At 68.7% G+C, this 19,690-nt stretch carries 14 protein-coding genes; 10 read left to right on the top strand and 4 right to left on the bottom strand.

Annotated elements, in window-relative coordinates:
- Positions 1–73: 73 nt before the first annotated feature.
- Positions 74–1,594: an MFS transporter gene (locus tag GOPIP_RS09915; RefSeq protein WP_006369518.1), complete on the top strand. Its 1,521-nt coding sequence runs from the start codon at positions 74–76 to the stop codon at positions 1,592–1,594.
- Here the strand turns inward: GOPIP_RS09915 and GOPIP_RS09910 are convergent.
- Positions 1,581–3,236 carry an acyl-CoA dehydrogenase family protein gene (locus GOPIP_RS09910; RefSeq protein WP_006369517.1) on the bottom strand — a complete coding sequence of 552 codons (1,656 nt, stop codon included), beginning with the start codon at positions 3,234–3,236 and terminating at the stop codon, positions 1,581–1,583. The genes GOPIP_RS09915 and GOPIP_RS09910 overlap by 14 nt on opposite strands.
- 94 nt (positions 3,237–3,330) lie before the next feature.
- Here GOPIP_RS09910 and GOPIP_RS09905 point away from each other — a divergent pair, with 94 nt between their 5' ends.
- From GOPIP_RS09905 to GOPIP_RS09880, 6 genes are all read left to right on the top strand, one after another.
- Complete coding sequence (locus GOPIP_RS09905; RefSeq protein WP_006369516.1) at positions 3,331–4,092, top strand: PaaX family transcriptional regulator C-terminal domain-containing protein; 762 nt, start codon at positions 3,331–3,333, stop codon at positions 4,090–4,092.
- A 151-nt stretch (positions 4,093–4,243) separates the two neighbouring features.
- A complete protein-coding gene (locus tag GOPIP_RS09900) occupies positions 4,244–4,816 on the top strand; it encodes a nitroreductase family protein (RefSeq protein ID WP_006369515.1) in 573 nt (190 codons plus the stop codon).
- Positions 4,817–4,831: 15 nt separating this feature from the next.
- Complete coding sequence (locus tag GOPIP_RS09895) at positions 4,832–7,891, top strand: AfsR/SARP family transcriptional regulator (protein ID WP_006369514.1); 3,060 nt, start codon at positions 4,832–4,834, stop codon at positions 7,889–7,891.
- A 48-nt stretch (positions 7,892–7,939) separates the two neighbouring features.
- Positions 7,940–8,923 carry an ATP-binding cassette domain-containing protein gene (locus GOPIP_RS09890; protein ID WP_050955247.1) on the top strand — a complete coding sequence of 328 codons (984 nt, stop codon included), beginning with the start codon at positions 7,940–7,942 and terminating at the stop codon, positions 8,921–8,923.
- Positions 8,920–9,768 carry an ABC transporter permease gene (locus GOPIP_RS09885; protein ID WP_006369512.1) on the top strand — a complete coding sequence of 283 codons (849 nt, stop codon included), beginning with the start codon at positions 8,920–8,922 and terminating at the stop codon, positions 9,766–9,768. The genes GOPIP_RS09890 and GOPIP_RS09885 overlap by 4 nt, the downstream gene beginning before the upstream one ends.
- 1 nt (position 9,769) lies before the next feature.
- The gene (locus GOPIP_RS09880) at positions 9,770–11,089 is read left to right on the top strand and encodes a hypothetical protein (protein WP_006369511.1); all 1,320 of its coding nucleotides are present in this window, start codon (positions 9,770–9,772) and stop codon (positions 11,087–11,089) included.
- Positions 11,090–11,106: 17 nt separating this feature from the next.
- On the opposite strand, the gene GOPIP_RS09875 is transcribed toward GOPIP_RS09880, so the two are convergent.
- From GOPIP_RS09875 to GOPIP_RS09865, 3 genes are all read right to left on the bottom strand, one after another.
- Positions 11,107–12,480, bottom strand: coding sequence for a glycosyltransferase (locus GOPIP_RS09875; protein WP_006369510.1), 1,374 nt, complete (start codon positions 12,478–12,480; stop codon positions 11,107–11,109).
- A 23-nt stretch (positions 12,481–12,503) separates the two neighbouring features.
- Positions 12,504–13,811 carry a hypothetical protein gene (locus GOPIP_RS09870; protein WP_240524093.1) on the bottom strand — a complete coding sequence of 436 codons (1,308 nt, stop codon included), beginning with the start codon at positions 13,809–13,811 and terminating at the stop codon, positions 12,504–12,506.
- 74 nt (positions 13,812–13,885) lie between these two features.
- Entirely contained in the window at positions 13,886–14,857 is a 972-nt protein-coding gene (locus GOPIP_RS09865) for a glycosyltransferase family 2 protein (RefSeq protein ID WP_006369508.1), read from the bottom strand.
- Positions 14,858–15,477: 620 nt separating this feature from the next.
- Here GOPIP_RS09865 and GOPIP_RS09860 point away from each other — a divergent pair.
- From GOPIP_RS09860 to GOPIP_RS09850, 3 genes are read left to right on the top strand one after another with little or no spacing between them, the layout of a single operon-like run.
- Positions 15,478–16,944: a condensation domain-containing protein gene (locus GOPIP_RS09860; protein ID WP_006369507.1), complete on the top strand. Its 1,467-nt coding sequence runs from the start codon at positions 15,478–15,480 to the stop codon at positions 16,942–16,944.
- Positions 16,941–18,338 (top strand): condensation domain-containing protein, encoded by a 1,398-nt coding sequence (locus GOPIP_RS09855; RefSeq protein ID WP_006369506.1) that lies wholly within the window; start codon positions 16,941–16,943, stop codon positions 18,336–18,338. The genes GOPIP_RS09860 and GOPIP_RS09855 overlap by 4 nt, the downstream gene beginning before the upstream one ends.
- The gene (locus tag GOPIP_RS09850) at positions 18,338–19,615 is read left to right on the top strand and encodes a hypothetical protein (protein ID WP_006369505.1); all 1,278 of its coding nucleotides are present in this window, start codon (positions 18,338–18,340) and stop codon (positions 19,613–19,615) included. Before GOPIP_RS09855 ends, GOPIP_RS09850 begins: the two co-directional genes overlap by 1 nt.
- Positions 19,616–19,690 lie beyond the last annotated feature (75 nt).

Genomic DNA, 19,690 nt, shown 5'->3' with positions numbered 1-19,690 from the left:
ACCCCCGGATGCAGAATCCGGACACCAGATACCCAGACACCAACACCCAGACATCAGATACGGAGCCCTCCTCATGACCACCGAATGCCGCACGACCGATCAGCGCCACCGGGACACCTCGGTCGCCGATCGCCGTACCTGGCTCGGGCTGGCCGTGTTGACGCTGCCCGTGCTGCTGGTGTCGATGGACTTCTCGGTGCTCTATCTGGCGATCCCGTCGATCACCGATGCGCTCGACCCCAGCGCCGCCCAGCAACTCTGGATTCTCGACATCTACGGCTTCCTCATCGCCGGTCTGCTGATCACGATGGGAAATGTCGGCGACCGGCTCGGTCGGCGACGGATCCTGCTCGCCGGTGCCGCGATGTTCGGCATCGCCTCGGTCATCGCCGCCTTCGCGCCGAGCGCCGGCGTCCTCATCGCCGCCCGCGCACTGATGGGCATCGGCGGTGCGACCCTGATGCCGTCGAGTCTCTCGTTGATCGCCAACATGTTCCCGAATGCCCGCGATCGCGCTCGCGCGATCGGCGTCTGGACGGCCGCCTTCGCGGGCGGTTCGGCCATCGGTCCGGTGGTGGGCGGCGTTCTGCTGCACCACTTCTGGTGGGGCGTCGTATTCCTCATCAACGTGCCGGTACTGGCCGTGCTGTTCGTGCTCGCCCCGCGCCTGGTTCCCGAGTACCGCGCGCCGTCGACCGACCCCTTCGACTTCCTCGGCGTGGCGTTGTCACTGCTGGCGATCCTGCCGATCGTGTACTCGATCAAGACCATGGCCGCCGACGGTGTCACCCCGGTCGTCGCGGTGATCGGTGTCTTTGGCGTGATCATGTTCGCGGCGTTCCTCCTGCAGCAACGTCGTACCCGTGCCCCGTTGCTCGACCTCAAGCTGTTCGGCAACGTCGCCTTCAGTGCCGCGGTCGCCTGCGCGCTCGTGGGCATGATGGCGTTGGGCGGCATGTCGTATCTGACGGGCGTGTACCTGCAATCGGTGATGGGTCATGACGTCCTGGCCGCGGCATTGGCCGGTCTGCCGATGGCGATCGCCGTCGCCGTCTTCTCGATCGGTGCCAGCCGGGTCTCGGCGTGGGTGGGTACCCGCACCGCGTTCATCGGGTCGGTGGTGCTCGCCGCGCTGGGCAACCTCGGGTTGCTGTGGCTGTCCACCGACAGCCCGCTGTGGATCTATCTGGTGTCGACGTCGATCGCCGGTATCGGTTACGGCGTGCAATTCAGCCTGGTCTCCGACGTCGTCGTCGGTTCGGTTCCGCCCGAACGGTCGGGTGCGGCGTCCGGCATCTCCGAGACGAGCTTCGAGCTGGGCACCGCGCTCGGTCTTGCGCTGCTCGGCTCGCTGGCGACGCTGGTGTTCCGCGAGCACAGCTCGGGAGCCGGGTTCGGCGACACCCTCGGCGAGACCCTGCATCGGGCGACCGGCATGGGTGCCGACGGCACCGACCTCGCCGACGCCGCCCGCGCGGCCTTCGTCGACGGGGTCCACGCCGCCTCGCTTGCCGCAGTGATCACACTCACCGTGCTCGCGGTCGTCCTCGCTGTCGTGATGCGGAACCCGAAGGACGCGATCAGCGGGAGCTGATCTTCGGTGTGGCCCGCTCGATGATCGACCGGGTGTCGACGCCTGCGGCGAGTGTGCCGAAGACGTCTCCCCGCTCACCGCCGAGTCGGCTCGCGGTGAAGGCGTCGGCAACGGCCGGGTGACCGAAGCGCACCAGCAGCGAACCCTGCAGCACCATCGCCATGTCCCCGACGATGCGACGGGCACGGTACTGCAGGGCATCGGTGTCGGCGGGATCGAGGGCGCCGAAGGTCGATTCGAGATCGGCGACGGCCCGGTCCAGATGCCGGTCGGCCCCACCCGCCCGCTTCACCTCGTCGAGGAACACCCCGAGCGTCTCCGGCTGTCTGGCGATGGCCCGCAACACGTCCAGTGCGGCGACGTTGCCCGAGCCCTCCCAGATCGACAGGAGTGGCGACTCCCGGAACAACCTGGGCATGCGCGAGTCCTCCACATACCCGTTGCCACCCAGGCATTCCAACGACTCCGCGGCGTGGACGGGCCCGCGCTTGCAGACGTGATACTTGCTGACCGCCAACGCGATTCGCCGGAGCAGGCCGGCGCGCTCATCACCACGGGTCGCGACATCGGTCAGATCGGCCAGCCACAACGCCACCGTCGTCGCCGCCTCGGCCTCGACGGCGAGGTCGCTCAGCACGTTGCGCATCAGGGGCGCATCGGCCAATGTCGTGCCGAATGCGCGGCGGTGTGCGGCATGGTGGGCCGCCTGTGTGACGCCCGTGCGCATTGCCGTCGCGGTCCCCAGCACACAATCGAGGCGGGTGAGGTTGACCATCTCGACGATGACCTTGACCCCGGCACCCTCATCCCCGACCCGCCAGCCCACGGTGTCGTCGTATTCCACCTCGCTGCTGGCATTGGAGTGATTGCCGAGCTTGTCCTTGAGCCGTTGCAGCAGAAAGGGATTGCGGGTGCCGTCGGGCAGTACCCGCGGGACGAGAAAACAGGTCAGTCCGTCCGGGGCCTGCGCGAGCACGAGGAACAGATCCGACATCGGCGCGGAGGTGAACCACTTGTGTCCGGTGATCCGATAGGTACCGTCGCGGTGGCGCACCGCGGTCGTGGTGTTCGCCCGAACGTCGGAGCCGCCCTGCTTCTCGGTCATCGACATCCCCGCGATCAGTCCACGCTTGCCGCGCGGAGGTCGCAGGCCTGGGTCGTAGACGCGCGAACTCAGCAGTGGTTCATAGGTTGCGGCCAGTTCGGGTGCGGCCCGCAACGCCGGGACGACGGCATAGGTCATCGAGACCGGACACAGGTGCCCGGCGTCGACCTGTCCCCAGGCGCTGAGTTGCGCGGCTCGACGCAGATGGGCGTGCGGGGACGGATCGGCCCACGGCGCCGCGTGCAGCCCATGACCTATCGCGTGGTCCATGAGTTGGTGATAGGCGGGGTCGTAGGAGACCTCGTCGATCCGGTGGCCGTAGCGGTCGAACACCTGCAACACGGGCGGATGCTGTTCGGCCAGATCCCCGAGCGCGAGGGTCTCCGCGCGGCCCGCCAGTGCGCCGAGCGCTTCGACTGCACCGATGTCGTCGGCGCTCAGGCCGAGATACCGCATGGCGTCGGCGACGACCGGGGACCGGGCCGGATTCGCATCGCGCAGCGGAGGAACCTGATTCGTCACTTCGTGGGTGGCCATCCACCGAGCATTACACACATGGATCAACTGAAGCAATGATGTAATGGCGCCGATTCATCGGCGCAGGCGATGCGCGGTGTAACGTCCGGATGCGATGACCGATCCGCTCGCGCCTCCCGTTCCGGCGCGCTCGGCGATCCTGAGCCTGCTCCTCGGTGCTCACCCACCGACGCTGACGGTGCGCGAGATCGTCGGCGCCATGCGGCTTTTCGGCATCGCGGAGTCCACGACACGGGTGGCGCTGACGCGCATGGTGGCCGGCGGTGACCTCATCCGCGACGATGCCGGCCACACCTTGTCCGAGCGCCTCGTACAGCGCCAGCGTGACGTCGAACCCCCCGAACGCCGGCCGTGGACCGGATTGTGGGAGATGGCAGTCGTCACCACCACCGGACGCGACGCCGCCGACCGGGTCGCCCTGCGCTCGGAAATGGCACGCCAACGGGTTGCGCAACTGCGCGAGGGCGTCTGGACCCGGCCCGCCAATCTGGACCGACCGTTCTCGGCCCGTCTCCTCGAGGTGTCGACCTGCTTCGAGGCCCGCCCACTGTCGGGCTCCGCCGAACTCACCCACCGGTTGTGGGATCTCGACGCCTGGTCGCGCCGGGGCCACGCGTTCCTCGACGCTCTCGACGATGTCGCCGACCGGGGTGCGGCCGACGAGCCGAGGCGGTTCCGGATCATGGTCGCCGCCGTACATCACCTGCAGACCGACCCACTGCTGCCCGACGAGCTGCTCCCGGAAGGCTGGCCCGCCGAGGCGCTGACCACGGTGTACGCCGAATACCGCGCATGGCTCGCGACCATGCGCGAGAACCTCCGCGAGGACCAGGTCGCCGATACCGAACCGCGCTGAGCGGTGTCGCGGAGCAAAGCCCCGGCGGGTCGGGTCACAGCGCTCGCCCGAGATGGCCTCGGCCACAGTGCCCAGTTCGTGCGCCGCGCAGGACAGCCACGCTGCGCTCGCCGGCCGGCCGGCCACGAGACGACGACGTAGTCTCGACGGCGTGCACGAACTCATCGAAGAACGCTGGAGCGCGCGGGGATACGACCCCGACGCCACGATCAGCACCGAAGAGATCACCGACATCCTCGAGGCCGGGCGGTGGGCGCCGACGTGGGGGCGAATCCAGCCGGTGCGCTTCGTCGTCGGTCTCCGCGGCGACGAAACGTTCGGGCAGCTGGCCGCCGCCCTCAATCGCGGCAACAAGGGGTGGGCGCCATCGGCCGGCGCCCTGATCCTGCTGTGCACCAGCGACGCCGCCGACGACGCCAAGCTGCACGACTACGGCGCCGTCGACCTGGGTCTCGCGGTGGCCCAGATGAGCATCCAGGCGGTCTCGATGGGGATCAACCCCCATCCCATGGCCGGCTTCGACGCGAGCGCCGCACGCGCGGCATTCGACGTCCCGGCCGACAAGCGGCCGATGGTGATACTCGCGCTCGGCCGCCTCGCCGACGACCCCACGCTACTCGACCCCGACGTCGCCGACCGCGACAGCCAACCCCGAGAACGGTTGCCGCTGAGCGAGATCGCGTTCGCCGGCAGGTGGGGCGAGCCGTTCACCGCCGCCAAGTGACCCCGGCCTGACATCGTGACCGAGGCACCCCGGACCCACCCGCGGATCGGTGTCCTGGGGCCGGTCTGCGTGTTCACCACCGCGGGCGAGCCGACGCCGGTCACCTCGGGGCGGGCGCGCAGCCTGCTGGTGTCACTCGTCCTGTCTCACCCGCGACCCGTCGGCATCGACGCGCTCGTCGCCGACGCCTGGCCGGACCGGCCTCCCCAGAACCCGAACGGGGCGGTCCAGACCCAGATTTCGCGTCTCCGTGGGATTCTCGGCGCCGGGACGATTGCCGGGTCGGCGGCGGGATATCGCCTCGTCGTCGACGGACCGGTGTCCGATCTCACCCTCGCCGAGGCTCTCTCACGGTCAACACAGTCATCCGACACCGGCTACGCTGCCGAGCTGCAGAATTGGCGTGGCGAGCCGGGCACCGACCTCCCGGACGGCGAACTGCGCGAACGGCTCGCCGCGCGCACCGAACGCGCATATCGTGCACTGCAGGAGGCCGACTGGCGCCACCGGTTGCGCACCGAACCGCAGATCGTGGCCACCGAGTTGGCGACTGCGCGCGAGCGCCGACCACTCGACGAGCATCTCGCCGCGGTACACATGCGGGCCCTCCTTGCCGCCGGAGACCCCAACGCCGCCTTGCAGATCCACGCCCGGATCGTCGCCGGGCTCGCCGAATCGCTCGGCGCCGACCCCGGACCCGAACTGGCGGCGGCCCACAGCGCCGCGCTCACCTACGCACCGCTGCCACGGACTCCCCCACCCCCCTCCGACGAGTACCTCGCCGATGCCGAGATGATGACGCAGTTGGCTGTGGCGCTGCGTGAGTCGTCGGTGGTGACGGTGCTGGGTCCCGGCGGGATCGGCAAGACGCGTTTGATCACTGAGTACATCGCCGTCCATGCCCCGATGAATGTCTTCGTGGATCTGTCCGCCGCGCGTGCCCCCGATGACGTGCGTGCGGCGGTGGCGGCGGCGCTCGGCCGCGGTGCGCTGCCCGAGCAGGCCACCGCTGCTGCACCAACCGCTACTTCGGTGTCCGCGGCCGGCATTGCCGGCGCCGCCCTGGCACACCTGGCCGCCGCCGGCGCGGTGATCGTGCTCGACGGCTGCGAGCATCTGGTTGACTTCGTTGTCGATCTGATCACCGACATCCGTTCCCGACGTAACGATCTCACCATCGTGGCCACCAGCCGCATCGGACTCGGCCTGGTCGATGAGAGGGTCCTCACGGTATCGCCGTTGACACCCGAGCGTGGCGCCACACTGTTCGAGCGGCGGATTCGCGCACTACGACCGGGGATACCGACCGACGTCGCGGTGTTCGGCGAGCTGTGCACACGCCTGGACGGTTCACCGCTGGCCATCGAACTCGCGGCCGCACAGTTGCGGCACCTGTCGCCGCGCGACCTCCTCGATCGTGTCGATTCCCGTTTCGAACTCCTCACCCCGACCGGCGGCGGACACCGACGCTCCTTGTCCGAGATCGTCTCGACGAGTTGGGAATTGTTGCCCGACAGTGCACAGCGCACGCTGGAGGTACTCGCCTCGCTTCCCGGTGATGTCCGCCGCGACGACGCCCTGATGTTCACCGAGGTGACCGAGCGATCACTGGCCGAGGTCTGCAATCATTCGCTCGCCGTCGTGGTCGACCATCCCGACGGGGCGACCCGGTATCGACTCACCGAGACGGTCCGGGAATTCGCGCGAGCCCGCACCGCTGCCGATCCGGCGCGCGAGGCCGCACTGCGTCGCGAGAAGGTCGACTGGGCGAGCAGACTCGTGACCGACGTCGCGGGAGCACTGTTGGGCACCGACATCATCAAGGCCTTCGCGCGGCTCGACGAGACCACCGACGCGGTGCTCGCGATCCTCGACTCCGCCGTCGGCGACCCCGACCCGGCGGACCCCGGGGCGCCCGCCCGGCTGCTGCCGATCACCCTGTGGCGGGTGGTGCGCACCGGCGGACACCCGAACCTCGGCGACCTCGCCGAGGCAGCCGTCGCGGGCTGCGGCGACCCCGACTGCGGCGACCCCGGCTGCGGCAACCCCGACTGCGGCAACCCCGACTGCGGCAACCCCGACTGCGGCAACTCGGCCGAGATTCCCGGACTCCTCTGCGCCACCGGCTATCTCATTGCCCTCGGCAGGTATCGGGCAGCCGGCCGGGCCCGTGCCGCATTGCGCCGGACGGCTCGGCGGCACGCGCCCCCCGAGCATCTCGCCCCGCTGGTCGAGGCCGTCAGCGGCTCGCCCCGACGGCTCGCGCACGTCCTCGCGCGGGCATCGCGGTCTCCGAACCCGGTGGTGGCCGCCGTCGCGGAGATCGCGCGTTCCGACGTCGCCGAGTTCGCTGCTGCGCCGTCGATGTCCCGGCGGTCGGCGCTGCGGGCGGTCGTCGCCGCCGAACGCGCCGGGCATCCGTGGTTGACCGCCGCGGCACGGCACCGTCTCGGCCGCGGCCACCTGCTCCTCGGCGACCGTGCGGGTGCCGCAACGCTGTTCGCTCGCGCCGCGGATGACCATGCCGCCCTGGGCTTTCAGGAGGAGAGTTCCCGCACCCGGGTTCATCAGGCGATCGCCTTGTCGGTCTCCGCACCGGATGTCGCGGTCGAGTTGCTCGAGACCTGTCTGCGCGATTCCGGTGACTCGCCGAAAGCGTTCGTCGCGACCGCCCACGCCGCGCTCGCCGATCTGCTGGTCGCCGACGACCCGTCGGGAGCCCGCCGATCCGCCGAACGCGCCATCGAGATCGTCGGGCCGCCCACCGATGCCCACTGTGCCTATCTGCACGGTGTGCGCGCGGTGATCCTGCAGCGGACCGGCGAGGTCGTCGCCGCACGCCTGGCCGCCGAGTCGCTGCGGGTCTCGTTGTCGCACTTGGCCGCAGCGCCGGCCACCAATCTGCCGGCCTTGGGCGCCGCGGCGGCCGCGGTGGCCCTCGTCACCGACCGGGTGTCCTCCGATGCCCTCGCCGCTGCCGCTCGGGGCGCCCGCTACCGGCGCGACTTCTCCGTCATCGATCTCGGCGACGGCCCACGCTCACGGCGCACCGCGCTGCTCACCGTCCTGCGCTGAGGGGTGCGTGAAAGCGAAATGAAAGCGGCGTCGGGCAGGGTCGACACCATGCTCGCCGACAGCACCCACCACGCCGACACGCTTCCCGACACCGCGATCCACGCCGACCACCTGCGCAAGACCTTCGGTGGCGTTGTCGCGGTCGACGACGTGTCGTTCACCGTGCCCCGCGGAACCATCCTGGGCGTCCTGGGCCCCAACGGCGCAGGCAAGACGACCACCGTGCGCATGCTCGCGACCCTGATCCACCCCGACGCCGGACGCGCGACGATCTTCGGCCGGGATGTGGCCGCCGACGCCACCGCGGTGCGGTCGCTCATCTCACTCACCGGCCAATACGCCTCGGTCGACGAGGATCTCACCGCCGCGGAGAACCTCGAGTTGTTCGCGCGGTTGCTGGGATACAGCGGCCGGGCCGCACGCACGCGCGCCACCGATCTCATCGACCGGTTCGGGCTCAGTGCCGCCGCGCGGCGTCCCGTCAGCGGATTCTCCGGCGGTATGCGGCGCCGGATCGATCTCGCGGCATCGATGATCCGTACCCCGGCACTGCTGTTCCTCGACGAGCCGACCACCGGACTCGACCCGACCACCCGCACCCAGGTCTGGTCCAGTGTCCGCGACCTGGTCGCGCAGGGTAGTACCGTCCTGCTCACCACGCAGTATCTCGATGAGGCCGACCAGCTCTCGGATTCCCTGGTCGTCATCGACAAGGGCCGCGTCATCGCCTCCGGAGACGCCGACACCCTCAAGGATCGGGTCGGCGACCGCTCCTTGGAGATCACCGTCGACCCGGTACACCTCTCTGAGGCGCGCGAGGTGCTGCGCACCGCTCTCGACACGGCGGTGACCACCACCCCCGAGAACGGACAGCTCATCGCCGCGATCACCGATCCGTCTGCCGCGGCTCGTGCGGTCGTTGCGCTCGACGGCGCGGGCATCGGTGTCGGGGAGGTCTCGGTGCGACGACCCAGCCTCGACGACGTGTTCTTCTCCCTCACCGCCGGACCGTCCAGGGAGGTGGCCGCATGAGCGCCGCCACCGGAGGTGGCCAATTGAGCGCCGCCACCGAAATCCCCACCCCAGGACTGCACCTGGGCACCCCCGTCGACCACATCGGTATCGGCAAGGCCATTCGGGACACCATCACCATGGCGCGCCGAGGCCTGTTGCGGCTCAAGCACACTCCGCAACAACTGTTCGACGTGATCGTCATCCCGATCGTCTTCACCGTGATGTTCGCCAACATCTTCGGGGGCGCCATCGCCGGCAGCGTGGATGCCTATCTGCCCCAGCTGGTGCCGGGCGTGCTGGTCTCGGTGGCGATCACCGCGTCGGTGGTCACCGGCGTGCAACTGCGTGAGGACATGGACCGCGGGGTCTTCGACCGCTTCATCTCCCTGCCCATCGCGCGTATCGCCCCGCTCGCCGGCTCATTGATCGCCGACGTCGTGCGCTACCTCATCGCCGCGGTCATGTCGATCGGCGTCGGCATGATCCTCGGGTACCGGCCGTCGAGTGTGCTCGGCACCATCGCCGGCATCATCCTGACCCTCTTCGCGGCCTTCGCGATCAGCTGGATCTTCGCGCTGATGGGAGTGCTCATGTCGAAAGCCTCTGCAGTACAGGGGGTGTCGATGCTGGTACTCATGCCGCTCACGTTCACCTCCAACATCTTCGTGCCGGTGACCACGATGCCCAGCTGGATGCGCACGCTCGCCGACGTCAATCCGATCTCACATCTCGTGTCCTCGCTCCGCTCGCTGATCAACGACGGGCAGGTCACCGCGCACGTGGGCTGGACACTCATCGGTGCGGTCGCCATCATCGTCGTCGTCGCACCGATCACCGTGCGCGCCTATCTCCGTCAGGCGTGATGTGTCACCGGACCGACCCGAACGCCTCACCGTCGACGACGACCTGTTCCTCCGCATGGAACATGCCCTCGGCGTACCCGTTGTCAACCAGGCCATCTGGCGCCTGCCGGGCCGCATCGACCCCGGTGAGTTCGCGGCGCTCGGCCGGACGCTGAGCTGCGGGCGCCTGGCCCGACTGGTGGATCGGACACCGTTTCCGCAGCGCGACAGGTGGATTCACACCCGAGCCGCCGGTGCCCACAGGTTCTGCGAGAAGGCGATCGCGGCGCACGAGATACCGGCGTGGGCCCGGCGGCAGGCCGAGGTCGGTGTGGATGCCGTGGTGGGCCCGGCATGGCGGCTGACCGCCGTGTACGTCGACGACACCGGCGAAACCGCGGTGTCGTGGGTGAATTCACACGTCATCGCCGACGGCGGTGCGGTGATCACCGGCGTCGAGGAGGCCGTGGCCGGTGAGACCTTCGACGTGACCGACGCCCGGGCCGGCGTCGGTGACACGGTTCGGGAGGGCGCCCGGACCCTGCTGTGTGCCGCCGACGCCGCCCGAAGGCTTTTGATGTCGCGGCCCGCGACCCTCACCCGTCCGCCGGCACCGCCGGTCGAGCCGGTGCCCGCGATCGGACAGCCGGGTGTTCCGTCGCCGAGCCCTTCGGTGGTGGTCACCGTCGACGAGTCCGAGTTCGACTCTGCTGCAACCGCTGTCGGCGGGACCGCCAACACGCTGTTCACCGCGCTGGTGATCGGCGTCCTCGAAGCCACCGGCCGAGTTGCCGACGGCGACGAGATCCCGATCGGGCTACCGGTCTCGACGCGAACGCCCGGTGATCGTCGGGCGAACGCCACCACCGGCGCCACCGCACTCTATCGGGTGAGCGCCGCACGACGCCGCGATCTGCGCCCACTCCGTGCGGCGAGCAAGGCCGCGTTCGCCGCGGTCTCCGACGCGCCGGGTGCGCTCGAACTCCTCGGGCGGATCGCGCAACCGCTCGGCGACACCATAGTTCGGCGTCTGGCCACCGATGCCCGGGCGCCGCTGTGCCTCGCGTCGAATCTCGGAACACTGGGCGGCGCCTTCGCCGGCCTCGGCTTCGGCCGACCCGGTCCCGTCGCCATGCGATCGATGACGCTGGGCGCCACCACGGAAGCGTTGCGCCGCATGGACGGTGGTATCAGTGGTTGGTCGTCGCGCAGTGCCGGTGTGGTCACCCTGTGTCTGACCGCTCTCGATCCCGTACGGGTACCCGACGAGCCGACACTGAGCGGTCTCGTCGCCGAGGAACTCGAGCGGTGGCGGTTGCCTGCCACCCTCTGGGGTGCCTGACCGCCCGCAGACCGCGGTTATCCGGCAACTCCCTGCAGCAGGCGCGCGTCGACGATGTCGGCAGCGGTGCGCACCGCACGATCCGAAATGATCATCGTCGCCGCGAATGCGGCTGCGGCGGTGCGGACGGACTCGCTGCGCGCAACCGTCAGGTCGTCGAACATCGTCTCGGCGGTGAGCCGGGTGAAGCGCCGCCCGGTGCCCAGCCCGAGGTCGGCGATCCGGCCGGCCCAGAACGGCTGTTCGGCGGTGAACGAGTACACGATCGCCGGGATGCCGGCACGCAGACCGGCTGCGGTGGTTCCGGCGCCCCCGTGATGCACCACTGCAGAACACCGCGGCAGCAGCCATGAATGATTCACCGCGGCCACGTCGTAGCTATCGGACGATTCGTCGGCGCCGGATGACACCCCGGAATCCGAGGAAACACCCTGCGCCCCCGACCGACCACCAACGGCGAATACGCATCTCATGCCGTGGCGCCGGGCGGCCGCGGCGATCATCGCGCGCGTCGCCGCCGGATCGGCGATCGGCATCGACCCGAAGCCCACGAACAACGGCGGCTCCCCGGCGTCGAGCCACCGCACCAGATCGGCATCGGCTCCGGAGGTTTCGTCGAGCGTCGCACGCGCATGGGAGGGCAGATCGAGGAACCCGACCACCGGTTTGATCGACGGTCCCGTCCGCCATTGTTCGGCGAGGCCGGGCACGATGCCCGGATCGTAGGCCTGGATCTGGGGGATCTGCGCGAGATTCAGGCGCTGCGCACACGACGTGCGAACGGGGCGTAGTCCTGCTCGTTGTCGAAAGCGGTTCTCGCCGTGCCTCATCACCGACCACACCGCGCCATCGTGAATTCGCCACGCCCGGCGCGTCCACTGCGGAGTCCACCCGTCGGTGACCCCGGGAATCGGCCCGATCAGGGCGTTCTCCGACATCGGCGCATACCGCAGCACCGTCAGCGGCACACCGAGTCGCTCGGCCACGGCCAGCCCTCGGGCCTGACACAGCGGTGCGGCGATGAGGGCGTCGACGCCGGTGATCGTGGGATCGTCGCCCAGAAATGTCGTCATCATCGCGTCGTCGAACGCCGCGATGCCCGCGCGTGCGGTGTCGATCGCGAACTTCGCCTGACGCAACGGATGTGCCGATCGCTGGGCGTCGAGTGCCTCGTCCGAGGTCCATTGCCGATCGGTGTCGGCGCCGATCGGCACCACCTCCCCGACCCCGGCCGCGGTGGCCAACGGCACCAGATTGGGCGGAACCGCCACGGTGACACGGTGTCCGCGGCGTGCCGATTCCAGAGCGAGACACAGGCCCGGTTGGACGTCGCCTCGGCTGCCGTAGAGCAGGAAGACCAGGTGCGCGGCGTCGGGCGCGCCGGTACGCATCGTTGTGTGGATCACCGCTGATGTCACCAGAACCTGTGCGGGAGACCCCAGGCGGACAACTCGTCACCGACCACTGCCGCGAGTTGTGCACTGTCGCCGTGGTATTCGGGCACGAAACCGGCGACCGTCATGGTGATGCGGTCGCCGTACTCGACGATCCACGTCGACAGACCCGGGCCCGGTACCACCAGATCACGGCCCGCGCGGTCGCGCACGAGCATCCGCAGCAGGAACGACGATGCCGGCACACCGCCGATCGCGCGGACCTTCTCGTCGAGCACCCCGAGGTTGGACACACTGACGTCAGGTGCCGGAACACTGCGCAGCGCGGCACCCAGAACACGGCGTGGCATCACCCGGACCAGCGCCTGCAGGTCGTCGGGAACGTCGGTACCCGACGTCGCATAGGCGGCGAACGCTTCTCGACTCAGTGCCCGAAGGTATCCCAGGTCGCCGGGCCAACGGTGCCGAGGGTCGATCCGGAGCCACACCCCGCCCGAGGCATTCGCGCGCTGGTCCTCGGGCCCGCCACGCTTGCTCACCGCGACGCTCACGCGGAGCTGTTCTCCGACAGGGACTCCCGACCTGTGCACCACGCCGCAGGTGACCGCGGTGTACAAGGTGTTGCCGGTCCCGCCGTGAGCCTTCGCGCACCTATGCCATCGGTCACGATCGATGTCGACGGTGACCAGGCTCGCGCGGTAGGGATCGTAGGTCGGTGCAGCCGAGTTGTTTCCCGCTGTCGGCGCGGGGACCGCCGACCGACGTTTCTGCCGCGCCGAACGCACCGCCGCCCGGGCCGACCGCCCTGCTGCCCGCACCTGGCGTGCGCTGTCGCGCAGGTCGGCGCGCATGGCCCGGGCCCCTCGGGCGCTGCGCGGTGCCGGCAACTCGGCGACCTCGCCGTCCGCGGCTGCCACGATCGCGCGCATGATGGCCTCGCCGTCGGCGACGAGGTGCGAGACCAGGAGCACCACGACGCGGCGCTCTCGCGTCGTGGTGGTGGTGTGCAGGCGCCACGCCGGTCCGCGAGACGGCCGGAGATCGGCGGCCCGCAGGACCTCGTCGGCCCACGCCCCGATGGCCGCATCATCGATACGGGCGCCGGAAATCACCTGTGGCGCAGATGGTGACCGCAACCACCGACGTTGCGCTCCCGGCACCCGGCGAGGCCCCACACTGCGATGGAGCAGTCCATGACTGAGCTGCTCGGCGAACCGTTCGACGGCACCGATTCCGGGGTCGTCGTCGAGGACCCAGCAGTATTGGATGGATGTGCCATAGCCGAGTTTCTCCTCGGCGAGCAGGAACGCCTCGTCCGGCCCGCTCACCCGCGGAACCGGTGTCACCGCAGGACCCGACATGGTGGGCGCGGTCGCAATGGGAGTTGTCGCGGCCGGCGCCGTCATGGCAGGCCGCGCTCGGTCGTCGTGCGCAGGAGGTTGCGTACCGAGAACGTGCCGGCGTCGGCGTCATAGGCACGGATCAGAACCAGACGCGCGGCATGGACGACGATGACCGGCGGCAGATAGCCGAACGCCGCACCGGCAGCCAGCCCGTAGCGGCGATGCAGGAGCAGCGTCCGCGGCAGGAAACTCATGTACTCGGCGAAGGCCGACACACCGGTTTCCATCCGCCGCGGTGACACCCCCACCGTCAGCGATGCCAGAAATGCGTTGCGCCCATTGATGTCCTGCACACACAGACCCATGTCGACGTCTTCGAAGATGTCGCGGCGCATGCTCACGCGGGTACGGATCACCTGCCACACCTCGCGCCGGACCACCATGTTCGATCCGTAGAGGACGGGTATCTCCCGGGGTTCGGATGATTCCGGCACGGTCGTCCGGTCGCGACGCAGGCGCCGTACCGCGGGCCCGAGCAGCCGGACGATCCGGCTCATCGAACCCTCGAACGGCAACCCGTAGGCGGCGCCCCGGCCGCACAACGCCGACCAGTGGCCCTGCGAATCCGCTTCGAAGAATTCCACGATGGTCTGAGCCCACCCCGACGGAATCCGGGTGTCGGCGTCGATGCGGGCGATGACGTCACCGGTCGCGCTGTCCATGCCGGCATTTCGTGCGTGCACAAGACCTTGTGTGGATTCCTCGACAATCCGGATCCGACGGCTCCGCAGCATTCGCTCCTCGACGATCCCACGCGTGGCGTCCGTCGAATTATTGTCGACCACAACGATTTCGGCGATGTCGTCGATCTGCTCGATGAGCAGGTCCAGACACGTCCCGATGGTGTCCGCCTCGTTGAACACCGGGATCACCACCGACAAGAGAATCCGCCCGTCACCGCGCGGCGTCGGCAGGGCATGGTCGGCGTGCGCGCCGTCGTGAACCGCGCGGGTGGTCGTCTCTGAGATCACCGTAATCCCTTGTGTTGTAGCCGATCGGCGTCATGGCCGGCCGGCGAGGCAGAACCACCGGCATCGGTGCCGGATCGCATGAACGTCGGGAGAACACACCGGAAAGCGTTGATCGGCGAGCACAAGCATCGCCACCGTCGTCGAACATGACCCCCGTGATGTCCTTCCCAGCGGAGCTTAGGTCAGGTTCGGAAGCATGGCAATACAGAGGGTTCTGGGTCACATCAGCGAATTCGCATGGAAACGACCACGGTTGACCGTCGCGTCGATATCGGGGAGCAACGACACACCGGATTCCGTACGCCGTGAGGAATCACGAGAAAGCCCGCTATTTTGCATCACTAACCACGGATTCGGCAAGCCCGGCGAAACGTCACCTATGTCTCACTCTCCCCACTGGTCACCCCGCGGCGGCGGCCCTACTGTCATACCTGTGTCACCGTCAGCGGTTGGGGATGGCGGTCGGCACATGCCACCGACGGCCCGAGGACGGGTGCTGTCGACGCGTGTTCACCGCTGCAGAAGATGTGAAGCCTTTCTCCCCAACGGCGTTGACGCACGGAACGGGGACCGCGCGCACGCCGTTTCCGTCCGTCCGTCTAGTCACCCCGGGGGATGTCATGGAGTACACAGAGCTCGCCGACTATCCGGTCCCTGCGGGCCGGATTACCGAGTGGATCCCGACGGTCGAACCCGACCGCTGGCAATCCGACGATCGACCGCTGTCGCCCAATCACACTGCGCACCTCTATAATTCGGAGTCGGCGCCGGACTCCGGCGACCTCGGTCTGGGATCGTGGATCGGCACCGCATTCCGGTTACCCGGCGACTTCGACCACTCGGTGTTCGCCGCGGTGCTGCGCGCATGGATCGTTCGGCACGACGCGTTCCGAACCACCGTCACCCGGCGCGGCGACACCCACGCCCGGGTGGTTGCGGTGGCCGAATCGGTGACGATCTCCGCGCGGGTACAGCAGGCCCCGCCGCCCGGTGTCGGTGTCGACCGGCATCTCGAGCGCTTCTTCGCCCGTGAGGTGAGCGCCGTGCGGTGGCCGCACGTCGTGGCTGTCACCATCGAGCCCGACAGCCCGATCGAGGCGGCGAAAGGAGTCACCGTCATCGTCGCCGCCGATCACTCGGTGATGGACGCCTACACCCAGCTGCTGCTCATCGCGGAGTTCCGTGAAATCCATCGGGCGCTCGTCGAGGGTCGGGCACCGGCGCTGCCGTCGTGCGGTTCGTACGTCGACCACTGCGCGCGCGAATTCCAAGCCGCGGAAACCATGACCGCCGATCACCCTGCCGTGCAGGCGTGGCGATGCTTCCTCACCACTGACGATGGCCGGCTGCAGATGCCCCGCCTGCCGTTGCCGACGCAACCCACCGGGGCGGTGGCCGACGGCGCGGGATGGCAGTCGAGCATTTCCCGGTGGCTTCTGACCGCGCAGGAGACCAGGGGCTTCGCCGCGGCCTGTAAGAATCACGGTGCGTCGATGTCCGGCGGTGCGTTCACCGCACTCGCGGTCGCGATTCAACGGCTCACCGGCGACTCGTCGTTCCGGTTCGTGATGCCGATGCACACGCGCACCGAACCGCAGTCGTTGGCCGCCGCCGGCTGGTACGTCGGTCTGGTCCCGGTCGATTTGTCACTCGAAGGCGCCGAAACCTTCAGTGCTGCCCTGACTTCGGTGAGCAGCGGGGTGCGTAGGCATGCAGCGCTCGCACACACGCCGCATCCGCGTATCGCGTCACTGCTCGGCATCACCGAGGCGCCACGCTTCGCGGTCTCCTACGTCGACGGCCGACATGTGCCCGGTGCCGACTCCTGGGGTGATCGGGATCGAGCGCTACGCAGCCGGATTCACAACCTCGACGAGGTCTACCTCTGGATCAATCGCACACATGAAGGGATCAACATCTCCCTTCGCTTCCCCAACAACGAGATCGCCACGACATCGATCCACGCTTTGCTCGCCGAGTTCCGGGCGGTTCTGCTCGAGGTCGCCGATCGCGGAGAACTGGCGCTGGACACCGGCGCGCCGACGGAGCGCACCATGTCGACGACGCGCTCAGCGGAGCGGCGATGAGACTGGGCGCGGCTCGGGAGTGGACACCCGCCGCCGGTCACGTCGTGTGCTGGGCGCCGTCGGAGAGGTCGCTCGCTGCAGCGGCCGCCGCTCCGCCACATCCGGTGGGTCCGTCTTTCCTTCAGCAGGACCACATCTCCGCGACGCTCCGGCACCGCGAGGCCGGTCGCGAGCACCGCGGTTTCACCTGCAGCGTCGTCACCGTGCACGACGATCTCGACACCGAACGAATGACCACGGCGCTGACGGAGTTCGTCCGTGCCCACGAGGGTCTGCGATCATCGTTCCGTCTCGACGGCTCAGCGGTCACGCGTTACGTCGTCGACGTCGCGGACGTGGAGTTCACGGCGTCAGTACTCGGCGAGATCGATCCGCATCAGCTTCTGGCACAACATCTTCCGTACGCGGCTGTGTTCGATTCGTGGCCGGGCTGCGCGTTCGGTGCGGTGGCGCGTCCGGGATCGTTCGATCTGTACTACGGCATCGATCACGCCTACGGTGATGGTGCGTCGCAGATTCTCGGTATCGCCGAAATCCTCGCCCGTTACCGTGGTTCGCTCGACAATCCGCTGGTCACCGATGCCCATGACAGCTTTCTCGACTACGTCGCCGCCGAAGCGGCTCGCGCAGCACAGATCTCGCCGCTATCACCGGGTGTGACCGAATGGCGGCGGGTTCTTGGACGGTCGGGCGGAACGATCCCCGCCTTCCCACTACCTCTGGGCCTCGACTCCGACGCCTGTGGTGTGATTCCGCAACCCGTGTACATCCACGGCGATGACCTCGCCGACGGTGAGACGACGGCCCGGCTCGCCGCGCTGGCGACCGCGCACCACACCTCGATGACAGCGGTGATCTACGCGGCACTCGGACTCGCGCAGCGCGCAGTGACCGGCGCCGAATGGTATGCAACCGCAACCGTTGTCAGCACCAGGCGGGCCGACGAGTACGCCGGCTCCCAGGGATGGTTCTGCAATTTCACACCGTTCGGCTTCGAGGTGACCGGCGACACGCTTGCGGACGTTCTCGACGACGCGGCCGCTGCACTTGCCCGATCTCGTACGGCCGCCGACGATCCGGTCCATGCCGCGTTGGGTGTTCTCCTCGCCGAAGGTGCCATCGACCCTGCCGTCGTGGCGAGCCCGCAGATGGTGACCTATCTGGATCTCCGGTGGTTTCCGGCACCGCCGGCCACCTCCGATCTCCTCGTCTTCACCGGCGAGGGCCGGACCGGCAATGCGTCGTTGTGGATCACCCGCGATGACGACGGGCTCCGGATCACCACCCAGCGCCCCGACAACCCGGTGGCCGCCGACTCGGTGAGCCGCTGGTTTCGCACGCTCCGAGACATTCTCGCCGCCGCCGTGGCGGCCGATACCGTGGAGGTCGGCTGATGCGGGTCACCGCCATCGATCAGGTCGAGTTGACCGGCACCCTCACCGAGTTGTCGGTGACCTGGGTCGGCGCGCCCGCTCGCCGCGGGCTTCCCGTCGGCTTCAATCAAGGCAATCATCTGCGGGCGCAGCGCAGTGGTCGCGGGGCATGGCTGGCCGGGACGGTCACCCTCCCCGACGCGCATCCCGATCCGTCGAGGGTCGCGGGTGCGGTGGCCCGCCTACTCGGCGAACATGATGCCCTCCGAGCGTCTTTCACCGTATCGGTGGTCCCGACGCAAGACGTTTTCGACGCAACGCAATTGCAGGTCCGCCCCAGGGTGGTCGGGCGGGTGTGGCACGGTTTCGTGGAGTCCTTGCTCACGCAGCGTTGCCGTGCCGGCGATGTTCCCGGCGTCTTCTTCGGAATCCTCGACGACACGGTGATCTGCGCGTTCGACCATGCGCACGCCGACGCGATCACCATCGACCTGGTCCTCCGCCGCTTGTGCGAGTACTACATCGACCCGACGACGCCGCGGCGTCCGACACTCAGCTATGCCGATCGCTGTCTGACCGACGCTGCCGCAGCGTCGTCACCGAACCGCTGCGACGACGCGGACTCAACGCGGCTCATGCAGGTGTGGCACGACTTCTTCGCTCTCACCGAGGGTGCCGTTCCGGCGTTTCCTCTGTGCCTCGGTGCCGGCCGCGCACCACAACGAACTGTCGTCGTTCCGTTGCTCGATGACTCCGAATGCACTGATTTGCTGCCGGATTCGTCGTTTGCGACGATCCTGTCGGCACTGGCCGCCGCGGTCGCCGACGTGGGTGGTCCGGAGCGCCTGGCGACGCTGATACCGATACACACCCGGGGACCTCGGACATCCGGGTGGCATTCCACGGCCGGGTGGCTGGTGTCCAACGCCCCGGTCGTCGTGAATGCCGGCGACCCGAACAGTGCCACCACGTGGTTACGTCACGCCTCGGAGTTGGCCGGCCTACCTCTCGATCACGTTCTGACGCAGTGTCGTCCGCATCTGCCCACCGAGGACATCTTCATGGTGTCGTACCTGGACTATCGCAAGTTCGGGCCTGCGCTTCCCGGCGCACAACACATCTCGGCAGTGACGTCGACCGACACGGCACAGTTCTGGTTCACCCGTTCCGACAGCGGTCTCGAATTGCGCGTGCGCCACCCAGCTCGCCCAGTCGCCGACGACGTCATCGCCCGTCTGCTGACCGCTCTTCACGGCCGACTGCGGGAGCCGCGACCGGTCGCCCTGCCCGCACCCTGATCGAACGCAGGTGGTCTCGAGGCTCGCCGCACGCGGCTCGCACCTCGACCATCGGGGGGAAGACAACTCGCCGTC

It is taken from the genome of Gordonia polyisoprenivorans NBRC 16320 = JCM 10675, assembly GCF_000241325.1.
Lineage (GTDB): Bacteria > Actinomycetota > Actinomycetes > Mycobacteriales > Mycobacteriaceae > Gordonia > Gordonia polyisoprenivorans.
Note: the sequence above shows the minus strand (reverse complement) of the source record. Positions and strands in the feature narration are given on the sequence as shown.